The organism is Streptomyces sp. NPDC050546 (genome assembly GCF_044457425.1).
GTDB lineage: Bacteria > Actinomycetota > Actinomycetes > Streptomycetales > Streptomycetaceae > Streptomyces.
Genome location: NZ_JBITGX010000011.1, coordinates 62,940 through 75,749 on the forward strand (window position 1 = coordinate 62,940; position 12,810 = coordinate 75,749).

9 protein-coding genes and 1 pseudogene are annotated in these 12,810 nt (G+C 73.2%); 3 read left to right on the forward strand and 7 right to left on the reverse strand.

Features of this window, described 5'->3' with window-relative positions; translation table 11 throughout:
• Positions 1-16 precede the first annotated feature (16 nt).
• The 3 genes from ACIBK5_RS26540 to ACIBK5_RS26550 all read right to left on the reverse strand — a co-directional run bounded on the left by ACIBK5_RS26540 (position 17) and on the right by ACIBK5_RS26550 (position 5,599).
• Complete coding sequence (locus tag ACIBK5_RS26540; RefSeq protein ID WP_399023149.1) at positions 17-1,462, reverse strand: aldehyde dehydrogenase family protein; 1,446 nt, start codon at positions 1,460-1,462, stop codon at positions 17-19.
• A 114-nt stretch (positions 1,463-1,576) separates the two neighbouring features.
• Entirely contained in the window at positions 1,577-3,271 is a 1,695-nt protein-coding gene (locus ACIBK5_RS26545) for a PucR family transcriptional regulator (protein ID WP_399023150.1), read from the reverse strand.
• Between the two features lie 132 nt (positions 3,272-3,403).
• Complete coding sequence (locus tag ACIBK5_RS26550) at positions 3,404-5,599, reverse strand: ATP-binding protein (RefSeq protein WP_399023152.1); 2,196 nt, start codon at positions 5,597-5,599, stop codon at positions 3,404-3,406.
• Between the two features lie 251 nt (positions 5,600-5,850).
• On the opposite strand from ACIBK5_RS26550, the gene gabT reads away from it, so the two are divergent.
• Together gabT and ACIBK5_RS26560 are read left to right on the forward strand one after the other, a co-directional pair.
• Complete coding sequence (gene gabT, locus ACIBK5_RS26555) at positions 5,851-7,185, forward strand: 4-aminobutyrate--2-oxoglutarate transaminase (RefSeq protein WP_399023154.1); 1,335 nt, start codon at positions 5,851-5,853, stop codon at positions 7,183-7,185.
• 194 nt (positions 7,186-7,379) lie between these two features.
• Positions 7,380-7,578, forward strand: a pseudogene (locus ACIBK5_RS26560) (hypothetical protein); the annotation flags it as partial.
• A 34-nt stretch (positions 7,579-7,612) separates the two neighbouring features.
• Here the strand turns inward: ACIBK5_RS26560 and ACIBK5_RS26565 are convergent.
• Positions 7,613-8,215, reverse strand: coding sequence for a DinB family protein (locus tag ACIBK5_RS26565; RefSeq protein WP_399023156.1), 603 nt, complete (start codon positions 8,213-8,215; stop codon positions 7,613-7,615).
• A gap of 29 nt (positions 8,216-8,244) precedes the next feature.
• Positions 8,245-10,005, reverse strand: coding sequence for an acyltransferase (locus tag ACIBK5_RS26570; protein ID WP_399023158.1), 1,761 nt, complete (start codon positions 10,003-10,005; stop codon positions 8,245-8,247).
• Positions 10,006-10,088: 83 nt separating this feature from the next.
• On the opposite strand from ACIBK5_RS26570, the gene ACIBK5_RS26575 reads away from it, so the two are divergent.
• Positions 10,089-10,751, forward strand: a complete 663-nt coding sequence (locus ACIBK5_RS26575) for a phosphatase PAP2 family protein (RefSeq protein WP_399023160.1) — start codon at positions 10,089-10,091, stop codon at positions 10,749-10,751.
• 16 nt (positions 10,752-10,767) lie between these two features.
• Here the strand turns inward: ACIBK5_RS26575 and ACIBK5_RS26580 are convergent, their stop codons facing one another.
• A complete protein-coding gene (locus tag ACIBK5_RS26580; RefSeq protein ID WP_382577440.1) occupies positions 10,768-11,223 on the reverse strand; it encodes a hypothetical protein in 456 nt (151 codons plus the stop codon).
• A 164-nt stretch (positions 11,224-11,387) separates the two neighbouring features.
• Positions 11,388-12,806 carry an NAD(P)/FAD-dependent oxidoreductase gene (locus ACIBK5_RS26585; protein ID WP_399023163.1) on the reverse strand — a complete coding sequence of 473 codons (1,419 nt, stop codon included), beginning with the start codon at positions 12,804-12,806 and terminating at the stop codon, positions 11,388-11,390.
• Positions 12,807-12,810: the final 4 nt, after the last annotated feature.

Genomic DNA, 12,810 nt, shown 5'->3' on the forward strand with positions numbered 1-12,810 from the left:
TGCTAGGGCGGTCGGGCTAGAGGTCGATCCCTGTCAGGACCAGCACGCGCTCATAGGTGTAGTCCTCCATCGCGAACCGCACGCCCTCGCGGCCCACGCCGGACTGCTTGACGCCGCCGTACGGCATCTGGTCGGCGCGGTAGGACGGCACGTCACCGACGACGACACCGCCGACCTCCAGGGCCCGGTGGGCACGGAAGGCGGTCTGGAGGTCGTGTGTGAAGACGCCCGCCTGGAGGCCGTACTTGGAGTCGTTGACGGCGGCGAAGGCCTCGGCCTCGCCGTTCACCTTCTGCACGGTGAGGACCGGCCCGAAGACCTCCTCACAGGAGATCGTGGTGTCCGCCGGGACCTCGGCCAGGACGGTCGGGGCGTAGGAGGCGCCGTCGCGCTTGCCGCCGGTGAGCAGCGCGGCACCCGCGTCCACGGCCTCCTGGACCCACGTCTCGACGCGCTTGGCGGCGTCCTCGCTGACCAGCGGGCCGACGTCGGTGGCGTCGTCACCCGGGTCACCGGTGACCTGGGCCTCGACGGCGGCGACGACGCGCGGCAGCAGCCGGTCGTAGACCGAGGCGTCGGCGATGACCCGCTGGACGGAGATGCAGGACTGGCCGCCCTGGTAGTTGGAGAAGGTGGCGATGCGCTGCGCCGCCCGGTCCAGGTCCTCGTCGCTCGCCCAGTCGGCGAGGACGACCGCCGCGCCGTTGCCGCCCAGCTCCAGGGTGCAGTGCTTGCGCGGCACCGAGTCCATGATCGCGTAGCCGACCTTCTCGGAGCCGGTGAAGGAGATGACGGGCAGGCGCTCGTCCTGCACGAGGGCCGGCATCTTGTCGTTGGCGACGGGCAGGACGCTCCAGGAGCCCGCCGGCAGCTCGGTCTCGGCCAGCAGCTCACCGATGATCAGGCCGGACAGCGGGGTGGCCGGGGCCGGCTTCAGGATGATCGGCGCGCCGGCGGCGATGGCCGGGGCGATCTTGTGGGCGCAGAGGTTGAGCGGGAAGTTGAAGGGCGCGATGCCGAGCACGACACCCTTCGGGAAGCGCCGGGTGAGGGCGAGCCGCCCCTGGCCGCCGAGGTCGGTGTCGAGGCGCTGGGCCTCGCCGCCGTTGAAGCGCCGGGCCTCCTCGGCGGCGAACCGGAAGACGGACACGGCCCGTCCGACCTCGCCGCGCGCCCACTTCAGGGGCTTGCCGTTCTCGGCGGAGATCAGCCGGGCGATCTCCTCGGTGCGCTCGACGAGGCGCTTGCTGACATGGTCGAGGGCGGCGGCCCGTACGTGGGCGGGGGTGGCGGCGAACTCGTCGCGCACGGCGTACGCGGCGGCCACGGCCTCCTCGACCTGCGCGTCCGTCGGCACGCTCACCTTGCCGACGAGCCGCCCGTCCCACGGGGAGCTGACGTCGAAGGTGTCCTCGCCGGCGGCCTGACGGCCGGCGAGCCAGAAGGCGTGGGTGGAAGTCATGTCCGGGTTCCGGCCCTTCGACGTCGGGGGTGGTCCTGTACTGCGGGTTCCCACGGTAGGGGCGGGGTGGCCGAACGGCGTTTGTCCAAGGTGTAGCAGTACCGGCCGTGAACACTACGGTTTGGCGGGCGGGGCCGGTTCCGTGGTCGTCGCCTTGAGGGCCAGCCAGAGTTCCATCCGGGCGTCCGGGTCGTCCAGGGAGCGGCCGAGGATCTCCTCGACGCGCCGCATCCGGTAGCGCAGGGTGTGCCGGTGGACGCCGAGGTCGGCCGCCGCCGCGTCCCACTGGCCGTGCCGGGAGAGCCAGGCGCGCAGGGAGGCGACGAGGTCGCCGCGGCCCGTGGCGTCGTGCTCGTACAGCGGCCGCAGCATCCCGTCGGCGAAGGCCCGCACCGCGTCGTCCGCCAGCAGCGGCAGCACCGATCCGGCCGCCATCTGCTCGTGCTCCACCAGGACGCGTCCGCGCCGCCGCGCCACCGACAGGGCCTGCCCGGCCTGCTTGTACGCGGCGGAGGCGGCGATGGGCCCGGCCGGCGCCGACAGGCCCACGACCAGCTCGGCCTCCTCGCCGCCCGGCACCTTCTCGCGTGTTCCGGCCCGGGCCGCCTCCAGGGCGGCCGCGTACTCCCCGCAGGCAGCGGCGGCGGCACCGCGGTCGGCGGCCAGCACCACCAGCCGCTCCCCCTCTGGCACCACCAGGACGGCCTCGCCGGCCCGGGCCGCGGCGGACTCCATGACGTCGGCGAGCGCCGCGAGGGGGTCGCCGACGGTGTCGGCGGCGGCGAGGGCGGCGGCGGACGGCCGGTCCACGGCCGGGGCGCCCGCCCGGGCCTCGGCACGGGTCAGCGCGGCCGACGCCGACACCGGCACCCGCTCGGCGACCAGCATCCGGAACGGCGCGTCCAGCAGCCCGCCGTAGAGGCTCCCGGCGACCGTACGCGCGTGGTCCGGCTCCCCGGCCAGCAGCATGCGCAGCACCGCCGCGCCGACCCGCTGCTCGGCGGCCTGGAGGGACCGGGAGCGCTCCGTGGTCAGGGTCAGCAGCGCTATGGCCGAGTGGACGGCGTAGCGCTCGGCGGTGCCGAGGGCGGCGGCCGTGCCGACCGCGAGGGCCGCGCGAGGGCGCCGGCCCGTGCCGATGGTGTGCAGCTCGACCCGGTCCTCGTTCTCCGGCCCGCCGACCACCGAGGAGGCGGGCGCCGGCCGCTCCCGCAGCCGCTCGACGTCTCCGGTGAGCCGCGCGGCCCGCCGTCCGGCCCACTCCGGCGCCGTGGCGACGACGGCGCCCGAGGCGTCGTACAGCGCCGCCCACCCGTCGACCTGCGAGGCCAGCGCGGACAACAGCCCCTCAGGACCGCCGGTCTGCGCCTGCCGGGTCAGTTCACGCTGGGCGGCGAACCCGGCCGTGACGGCCCGGTACTGGTCGGCGGCGATCGCGGCGGACACGGCCTTGCTGATGGCGAGGAAGGGGGTGCGGCGCGGCACCTCCAGCAGCGGCAGGCCCTCTTCCCCGGCCGCGTCGACGAGCGCCTTGGGCGTCTCGTCGTAGTTGACGCCTATGGCGAAGCCGAGCCCGACCACCCCGGCCCCGGCCAGCCGCCGCACATAGCGGCGCATGACCTCCGGGTCCTCGGCGTCCAGCTTGAGGGCGGTGATCAGCAGCAGTTCCCCGCCCTCCATATAGGGCACGGGGTCTGCGAGCTCGCTGACATGTGCCCAGCGCACCGGCACGTCGAGGCGGTCTTCGCCCGCCCGCACGGTCAGTTTCAGCGCGGAGTGGTGGACGAGCGAGGCGAGCGTCGGGGGCATGAGGCCTTCATGTCTGCGTCAGGACTGTGTGGTGCTGTGTGATCTTTGTGCTCTTTGGCCGCCACGTATGAACGACCTGTGACGATTCTGCCTCACCGTACGGTCCCCGCGTACCGCACCAGCCCGTGGAGGTCAGCCTCGAAGATCCACCAGCAGCGGCGGCGCGTGCTCGCCCTTCACATCGGTGAGCGACAGCACCGCGTGCCCCGCCGGTACGCCGTGCGCCAGCTCGGACGCGGACCAGCGCTCCCGCTCGACCTGCCGCACGGTCACCGCCCGCGCGGTCGGCGCCTTGCCGGTGATCACCCGGCGGAGCATGTGCACGGCCTTGCCCGCCGGGGTCTCGGCGATGATCTGCCGGTCGGTGACGTCCCGGGCCTCGGTCCACTCCTTGCCCCACACCTCGGCGAAGTCCTGCCCGTCCCAGGGCGTCAGCCCCGACAGTGCCATCCGGCACCCGGTGGCCCCGAGCAGCGGTCCGCGCAGCGGCCGGGCCACGTCGTCCAGCGTCCGCAGGGTGAGCACGACACCGGCGTTGCCGGACCGCAGCCGCTGGATGCCGCGCACGGCCTCCGGCGTCACCACGCCGGTCGCGTCGTCCAGCACCAGACAGGCGAACAGCGACCGGTCCTCGCGCACGGCGACACTCGCCGAGAACTGCGCGAGCACCAGCCGCGCCAGCATCCGGGAGGCGTCGGCGTGCCCGCGCTCGGGCAGATCGATCCGCACCCGCACGGGGTGGTCGAGGGCCTTGAGGGTGAAGGGCCGGGTGGCCCCGGACGTGTCGAAGAACGAGGCGAAGGCGGGCCGGTCCAGCAGCGCGACCCGGTCCGCGAGCACCCCGCCGACGTCTCCCGGCTGCCCCATCTGCCGCTCCCGGGCGTCGAGCTCCCGCAGCAGCGACTCCTGCCCGCCGTCCTGCAGCCCCTGCCGCAGGGCGGCGAACGGCCCGGGCGAGCCGTCCAGGAGCTGCCGCAGCTCCGGTACGGACGGAAAACGCCCGTGCACGGCCCGGAACGGTCCGAGCAGCTGGGCGAGGACGGTCGTGGAGCGCCGGGTGTCACTGCCCGGGTGCGGATCGGCGAGGTCACCGACGAGCGCCTCGGCGAGCACGGCGGCGGCCTCGTCCGGGTCGGCGGTCCCGCCGTACAGGTCGAGGTCGTATTCGGAGTCCTGGTTCCCGATCCTTACGACGACGTCGTAGGCGTCGGCCGGCCCGAGCCCCGCGCCCGCCCCGCCGACCACGACCACGGCGGCCCGTCCGGCCAGCGCGTGCAGGCACAGCGACTCGGCGATCGGCCGGACGACGGTACCGGTCTTGCCGGACCCGGCGGGGCCGACGGCCACGAGCGAGGTACCGAGCAGATCGGGCCCCAGACCGAGCCCCACGCCCCGGTAGGCGTACGGGTTACGGGTGTCGTCGACGGTGGTCCCGAGCCGCACCTGGCCGGTGACGAGGTCGTGCCGGGCGAGGCGCGCCGGCAGGTCGCGCTCTCCGGAGGGGTGGAGGCAGGCGGTGGCGCCGTCCCGCAGGACGGTGGAGCTGAAGGTGGCGAGGCTGTGCCGTCCGGTGCGCACGCCCTGCCAGGCCCGGACGATCCGGGCGTGGTCGACGTCCTTCATGAGCCCGGAGCGGGCCTCGGCGGCGAGCCGCTCGGCGGCGTCGACGGCTCCGGCGGCGCGCAGCTCGTGCCACTGGGCCGGATCGTCCTGAGGATCCCGATGGGCGGTCTGGGGCTCCGGCCGGCGGAAGCGCGGCACGACGAAGCGGCGCCACACCTCGCCCCAGCGGCCGAGCCGGGCCACCCCGACCATGATCGCCAGGGCGACGAGCAGCTCGTACCCCTGGTACACGATGAAGGTGCCGGTCTCGCCGAGATCGCTGTCGCCGCCGCGCCAGGCGTCGGGAACGATCAGGTCGAAGGGCACCCACCACCAGTTGCCGAGGTACCCGTTCTGCAGCAGTGACCAGATCAGCCACCCCACCAGGAAGGCGATCAGCGCCCCGCTCAGCAACTGCCGGGTGGGGATCTCCTCGGGCTCCTCAGCGGGCCGCGGCCGGTGCCCGAACCGCCAGACGCCGGGTGCCGCTTCGGGCCGGGGCGTGCGCAGCCAGGTCAGGAAGGACGAGCCGTCGGGCACCGGCGGCGCCCCGGGCGCCCGCGTGGGCCGGGGCGGCACGGCCGGTCCGTCCGGGGGCGCGCTCCGGCCGCCCGGTGGCTCTCCGGGGCCGCTCGGTGGCGCCGAGGGCACCTCCGGCGCCCCCGCCGGACGCGGCACGGGGCTCGCATGTGTACCCCGCGCCTCCTGCGTCCCGTCGCTGTCCATCGCCCTTTCCCCCTGACCAGCCGCTCCGTCCACCATCAGCGAGCCAATCTAACGCCCTCCCCTGGGGAGTTCACCGCTTACACGGCCGGGTCGTGGGCAGCAGCCCACCAGAGCGCCATGTCCACCCCGGACAAGCCGCCTCTCCGACAACGCCCACATGGAGCATGCCCACCCCGCTTTCCCCGCCCTAGCCTGCGAGAAAAGAAGCCAAGCGTCCCCAGAAACCCCTTCGCACCACCCAGGAGCCCCGCATGACCTCACTTCCGCAGGAGCGCCGCGTCGTCACCGCCATCCCCGGACCGAAGTCGCAGGAGCTGCAGGCCCGCCGCACCGCCGCGGTCGCGCAGGGCGTGGGCTCCGTGCTGCCCGTGTTCACGGCGCGCGCGGGCGGCGGGATCATCGAGGACGTCGACGGCAACCGGCTCATCGACTTCGGCTCGGGCATCGCCGTGACGTCCGTCGGCGCCTCCGCCGAGGCCGTCGTCCGCCGGGCCTCCGCCCAGCTGGCCGACTTCACCCACACCTGTTTCATGGTCACGCCGTACGAGGGGTACGTCGAGGTCGCCGAGGCGCTCGCCGAGCTGACCCCCGGTGACCACGCCAAGAAGAGCGCCCTGTTCAACTCCGGCGCCGAGGCCGTCGAGAACGCCGTCAAGATCGCGCGTGCGTACACCAAGCGGCAGGCCGTTGTGGTGTTCGACCACGGGTACCACGGCCGGACCAACCTGACCATGGCGCTGACCTCGAAGAACATGCCGTACAAGCACGGCTTCGGGCCGTTCGCGCCCGAGGTCTACCGGGTGCCGGTGGCGTACGGCTACCGCTGGCCGACCGGCCCGGAGAACGCGGGCCCCGAGGCCGCCGCGCAGGCCATCGACCAGATCAGCAAGCAGGTCGGCGCCGAGAACGTGGCCGCCGTCATCATCGAGCCGGTCCTCGGCGAGGGCGGTTTCATCGAGCCGGCCAAGGGCTTCCTGCCCGCGATCCGCCAGTTCGCCTCGGACAACGGCATCGTCTTCGTCGCCGACGAGATCCAGTCCGGCTTCTGCCGTACGGGGCAGTGGTTCGCGTGTGAGGACGAGGGGATCGTCCCGGACCTGATCACCACCGCCAAGGGCATCGCCGGCGGTCTCCCGCTGGCCGCGGTGACCGGGCGCGCCGAGATCATGGACGCCGCGCACGCGGGCGGCCTGGGCGGCACCTACGGTGGCAACCCCGTCGCCTGCGCCGGTGCGCTCGGCTCCATCGAGACGATGAAGGAGCTCGACCTCAACACCCGCGCGAAGAGCATCGAGGCGGTCATGAAGGCCCGCCTCACCGCCATGGCCGAGAAGTTCGACATCGTCGGCGACATCCGCGGTCGTGGCGCCATGATCGCCATCGAGCTGGTCAAGGACCGGGCCACGAAGGAGCCGAACCCGGAGGCGACCGCTGCGCTCGCCAAGGCCTGCCACGCGGAGGGCCTGCTGGTCCTGACCTGTGGCACCTACGGCAATGTGCTCCGCTTCCTGCCCCCGCTGGTGATCGGCGAGGACCTGCTGAACGAGGGCCTCGACATCATCGAGCAGGCCTTCGCCCGTATCTGACACGGCGGTTGCGCATCTGAGCCGCCGTCGGGGCAGGTGTGCCCTCGCGGTTCCGCTCCCGGGGGCGGCGAGCGGCAGAGCGTGTGAAGAAGGTGTGCGAGGTGGATGACAGGCGGCCCTGTGGCCTGTCATCCGCCCAGCCCCTGTCGTAGGTTCTACCCAGATGAGAGATACACCCCCGCCCACAGGGGACTGTGGGTGACATCAGGCCGGGGCCTCCCCAGCTTCGACCTGGTCGTGCCCTCGCGCACATAGCCGGAGCCTGAGGCTCTGGATCTCCTCACCGATCGGACAGTCGCCCGCCCCAAACCCCCCGGGGCGCGCGACGTTCCGGTCCGGACGGCCGCCTCGGAACCACCCCCCCTGTTCCGGGGCGGCCGACCTCCCTCTTCTCTGCCTCTCCTTGCGCTGCGGCTCGCGAGCCGGATCAGCTGTCATCGGCCTCCCGTGCGACGCGCTCCAGCCGGCGTCGGTGGTTCTCCCACCAGTCCTGATCGCCTTCCGGCAGGTTGTCGCCGCTCTTCGTCAGCCCGGCACTGCCGTCGATGAGTTCGCGCACGATGTCGGCGTGGCCGGCGTGCCGCTGCGTGTCGGCGATCACTCTCACCAGGATGTGGTGCAGCGTCACCTCCCGGCGCTCCTCGGGCCACCACGGGACGTGACCGGTCGCCTCCAGTGCCAGTGTCCCGATGGTGCGGTCCGCGTGCTCCCACGCCGTGCGATAGAGCCCGGTGATCTGCTCGCGTGACTCGTCCGCGGTGGCCCACATGTCCGCGTTGGGTTCGGCGTCCTGGGTGTACCACCAGCTCGGGGGCGGTTCCTCGACGAAGTACGGTCTCCCGAAGGTGTCGCCGAAGTAGCCCAGCTCCACCCCGGCGACGTGCTTGACCAGGCCCAGCAGATTGGTGCCCGTCGGTGTGAGCGGGCGGCGGACGTCGTACTCGGAGAGCCCTTCGAGCTTCCAGAGCAGGGCGTCACGTGCCTCCTGGAGGTAACGGAGCAGGTCGGCTTTCGGGTCGGGTTCGGTCATGCCGGGAGTCTGGCACCCGGCACTGACAATCAGCCGGGCAGAGCGGGCTCCGGGCGGTGGATGCCACGCGGCCGGTAGCCCAGGGCGTCGGCGACACCGACGACATCCGCGAGCAGCCAGATGATCGCGAGCCACATCTCCGTGCCCTGGAGGCCGGGGTCGCGGCCCGGGCCGGTGCCGTCGGGGGCCGGGCCGAAGGCGAAGCCCTCGCCGGGATGCCAGCGACGCAGGGCGGCGGTGAGCTGGGCCGCCGCCCAGGAGCGGGCCTCTTCAAAGCGGTGGTTGGTCTGCCGGGCGCAGAGCCACAGGGGGTGGATCACGTCCAGGACGTTGCAGGCGTTCTCGCGGCCGGGTGCGAAGTGGCGGGGGTCGCGGGCGTGGCCGAGGACCGTGTCGATCACCCGCTCCGCGTACGGCACGGGCAGGCCGAACTGGGCGAAGGAGCCGCGGGTGAGCCGGTAGTAGCCGTTGACCGGTTGGAGGTGTCCGTCCCGCGGCGTGGGCGAACCCCACATGCCGGTACGGCGGTCGACCCGGGTGTGCAGCAGGCCGAACAGCGCCTCCAGCGCCCCGGGCGCGGCCGCTTCCGCCCCCAGGCGCAGATTCCAGTGCGCGGCGGTGGCCCAGGAGTCGACCCACGCTCCGGCGTGCCAGGCACGGTCGTCCCAGGGCAGTCCGGCCAGGTGCGGGACCAGCCGGTCGGCGGTGGTGCGGCGGACCGCGTGGACGGGGTGGGCGAAGGAACTGCCGAGCAGGTCCAGCGCGTACCCCACGCACAGCAGGTGGTAGGCCGCGGCCCCGTCGTCCGGCACTCCGGCCGGGCCGGGTACCGGTGGTGGGGCGCCGTACTCGGGTATCAGGCCGGTGGCCGGGTCCTGGAGGTCGCGCAGCCGTGCCACGTGCTCGGCGGCGGGCAGCTGGGGCGGCGCCTCCCCGAGGAGGAGGTCGGCGATCTCGACGGCGTCGCAGTGCGCCCGCACGGTGGGCTCGGCGCCGGGCCGGTCGGCGAACCGGCGGGTGTCCGGCCGCCAGCAACGGTCCAGCACCTCGACCGCCTGCGCACGGGCGGCCCCGGCGAAGGCCGAGAGCGCCTCGACGAGGGCGGGGGTGTCGGCGGGGCGGGGCGCGGTGGGGCAGGGCGCGGTACCGACCGGTGCCGCACTCCCCGCGGCCGCACCGCCGGGCCCCGCGGCGCGCGGATCGCGGCGGTCCCTGATGCGGCGGGCCGGGTTGCCTGCCGCCATCGTCCAGGCGGGCAGGTCCTTCGTGACGACCGCGCCCGCGCCGATGACGCAGTGGTCGCCGATGGTGACGCCGTCCAGGACGACCACGTGCGAGCCGATCCACACGTCGTCGCCGATCGTGATCCCGCGGCTGGTGACCGGCTGCCGGTGGACCGGCAGGTCGGGTGCGCTCCCGTGGTTGAAGCCGAGCAGCGAGCTGTGGGCACCGACGCGTACGCCGTCCCCGAGGGTGACGGTGCCGCGCACCACGGTGAAGGGGTTGACCGTGCAGTCGGCGCCGGTGCGTATGTCACCGGTGACATACGCGTGGGCCGCGATGTACGAGCGGTCGCCGAGGTCCAGGCGGTCCGGGTACACGGCGGCCGTCTCCGCTACGAAGCAGCCCTCGCCCAGTCGCACCGCCCCGGCCCCCACCCTCGCCTCCGCCCCCGCGAGGAGCCGTTTCCGGCGCTGCTCCTGTGCCGCGCGCTGCGCCTGGGACGCCTGTTCGGCGTAAAGCCACGGGCAGTGGTCGAAGAGGCCTTCGTCGCTCTCCGGCTGGTTCACGTGCTCCTCCACTGGGGTCGCTCGGGCGGGCAGGGGACAGCGGTTGGACAGGGGGTATCCGTGCCCGTGCCAAGCTGTGTCCCATGCCGATCTCCGGGGACCAGGTCCGCGACGAGCCCACCGCGACATACTCGCGCTTCGTGGCCCTCCTGCTCAGCCTCCCGGTCCTGCTCTTCGTCCTGATCACCTGGCAGGTCGTCGCCGACGGCCCGCTCATCCGCCTCGACGAGCGCGCCAGCCGCGAACTGGTCCACCCGGACCGCTACTCGGAGCTCCTCGCCGACCTCGGCAACGTCCAGGTCGCGGTCCCGGTCCTCGCCGTCGCCCTCGGCTACGTCGCCCTGCGGACCCGCCGTACGCCACGCTGGTGGCTGCCGGTCGCCGCCGCGGCCCTCCTCATGGCCCTGGTCCCGGCGCTGATCATCCCGCTCAAGGACCTCACGGACCGGCCGGGCACCCCCGCCGTCCCGCCGGGTACCGGCTACTACCCCTCCGGCCACACCGCCACGGCCGCCATCGCCTACGGCTGCGCCACCCTGCTCCTGCTCCCGCGGCTCCGCACGCCCCTCGCCCGCGGCGCCCTGGTCACCGCCTGCCTCGCCCTCGTACTCGGCGCGAGCTACGGCCTGGTCCGCCGTGGCTACCACTGGCCACTGGACGTGGCGGCCAGCTGGTGTCTGGGCGCGGTGCTGCTCGCTTCGCTCTGGCTGTTCCTCAGGCGGGGGACGGCCGAGCGGCCGCGCTGAGTCCCGGCCCCCTGCCCTAGTCGTCCCGCTCTGTGGCCAGCCGTGCCGCCGCCTCGTGCATCGCCAGTTCCAGCAGCGTCGGGTCGGTCAGCATGCCCGAGCCGTCCGGCGGGATCAGCCAGCGGACGCCGCCGGGTGAGGAACGGCCCGGGTACGGCACGACGATCCAGGTGCCGGCGCCCGCCGTCCTGATGCCCGTGCCGAGCCAGCGGGCCGCGGTGCCCGGCGGCACGAAGAACCCGATGCGCTCGTCGCCGAAGTCGACGAGCACGGGCCCCGGCCGGTCGAGCACGCGGCTGAGCACGTCGAGCGTGGCGTAGCCGAGGTCGCCGGGCAGGATGAGCACGTCCCAGGCGCCGCCGGCCGGCAGCAGCGCGACCCCGAGCGGGTTGCGCTCCCATTCCCAGCGGCAGGCCTCGGGATCGGGTGCGGCGGATGCGAGCCACTCGACCGCCGTCTTCGCACCGGTCATGAGGAAGACCCCCTGTTCTCTCGTGAAGCTCGTGAATCTCGCGAACGCGCGGCGCGTCCCGAGGGCGTCACAAGGGAGAAGGGGGTCTCCGTACGGTCATTACGCGGGTTCCGGCTCCTCGTTGGAGTGAACCGGCTCACACCTCATTCGATCAGCCCGCTCGATCAGCTGTCGAAGCCCAGTCCCAGCCGGTCCATCGTGCGCAGCCACAGGTTGCGGCGGCCGTCGTGGGCGTCCGCGCGGGCCAGGGACCACTTGGTCAGGGCGATGCCCGTCCAGGCGAAGGGCTCCGGGGGGAAGGGCAGGGGCTTCTTGCGGACCATTTCCAGTTCCGTGCGTTCCGTGCGCTCACCGGACAGCAGGTCCAGCATCACCTCGGCGCCGAAGCGGGTGGAGCCGACGCCCAGGCCCGTGTAGCCGGCCGCGTAGGCGACCTTCTTCTGGTGGGCGGTGCCGAAGAACGCCGAGAAGCGGGAGCAGGTGTCGATCGCGCCGCCCCAGGCGTGGCTGAAGCGGACGCCCTCCAGCTGCGGGAAGCAGGTGAAGAAGTGCCCGGCGAGCTTGGCGTAGGTCTCCGGGCGGTCGTCGTACTCGGCACGGACGCGTCCGCCGTAGGGGTAGATCGCGTCGTAGCCACCCCACAGGATCCGGTTGTCGGCGGACAGGCGGAAGTAGTGGAACTGGTTGGCGCTGTCGCCGAGTCCCTGGCGGTTCTTCCAGCCGATCGACGCGAGTTGGGCGTCGGTCAGCGGCTCGGTCATCAGCGCGTAGTCGTAGACCGGGACGGTGTACGAGCGGACGCGTCTGACCAGGTTCGGGAAGATGTTCGTGCCGAGGGCGACCTGGCGGGCGCGGATCCGGCCGTAGGGGGTGCGTACGGCCATGCCGGGGCCGTACGGCTTCAGGGTCAGGGCGGGGGTGTGCTCGTAGACCCGGACGCCGAGTTCCACACACGCCCGCTTCAGGCCCCAGGCGAGCTTCGCCGGGTGCAGCATGGCGACGCCCCTGCGGTCCCACAGGCCCGCCCGGAAGGTGGGTGAGTCCACCTGCTCCCGGACGGCGTCGGCGTCCAGGTACTCGACGCCGTCGGCCAGCCCCCGGCCGGACGTCTCCTCGTACCACTCGCGCAGTTCCTGTGCCTGGTAGGGCTCCGTCGCGACGTCGATCTCGCCGGTGCGTTCGAAGTCGCAGTCGATGGAGTGCCGGGAGACGGCCTCCTCGATCGCGTCGAGGTTGCGGGTGCCGAGCTCCTGGAGCTTGTGGATCTCCCCGGGCCAGCGGGCGAGGCCGTTGGGCAGACCGTGGGTGAGGGAGGCGGCGCAGAAGCCGCCGTTGCGGCCGGAGGCGGCCCAGCCCACCTCGCGGCCCTCCACCAGCACCACGTCACGTGCCGGGTCGCGTTCCTTGGCGATCAGCGCCGTCCACAGTCCGCTGTAGCCGCCGCCGACGACCAGCAGGTCGCAGGTCTCGGAGGTGGTGAGGGCGGGTTCCGGACGGGGCCGGCCGGGGTCGTCCAGCCAGTACGGGACCGGCTGGACGTCGGAAAGCGAATGAGTCCACTGATTCATGGCGCTCGGGGCCATGATT

Excerpts from the sequence above, each read along its gene's own strand:
- ACIBK5_RS26540 (WP_399023149.1), bottom strand. The coding sequence starts at position 1,462 with ATGACTTCCACCCACGCCTTCTGGCTCGCCGGCCGTCAGGCCGCCGGC.
- ACIBK5_RS26545 (WP_399023150.1), bottom strand. The coding sequence starts at position 3,271 with ATGCCCCCGACGCTCGCCTCGCTCGTCCACCACTCCGCGCTGAAACTG.
- ACIBK5_RS26550 (WP_399023152.1), bottom strand. The coding sequence starts at position 5,599 with ATGGACAGCGACGGGACGCAGGAGGCGCGGGGTACACATGCGAGCCCC.
- gabT (WP_399023154.1), top strand. The coding sequence starts at position 5,851 with ATGACCTCACTTCCGCAGGAGCGCCGCGTCGTCACCGCCATCCCCGGA.
- ACIBK5_RS26565 (WP_399023156.1), bottom strand. The coding sequence starts at position 8,215 with ATGACCGAACCCGACCCGAAAGCCGACCTGCTCCGTTACCTCCAGGAG.
- ACIBK5_RS26575 (WP_399023160.1), top strand. The coding sequence starts at position 10,089 with ATGCCGATCTCCGGGGACCAGGTCCGCGACGAGCCCACCGCGACATAC.
- ACIBK5_RS26580 (WP_382577440.1), bottom strand. The coding sequence starts at position 11,223 with ATGACCGGTGCGAAGACGGCGGTCGAGTGGCTCGCATCCGCCGCACCC.
- ACIBK5_RS26585 (WP_399023163.1), bottom strand. The coding sequence starts at position 12,806 with ATGGCCCCGAGCGCCATGAATCAGTGGACTCATTCGCTTTCCGACGTC.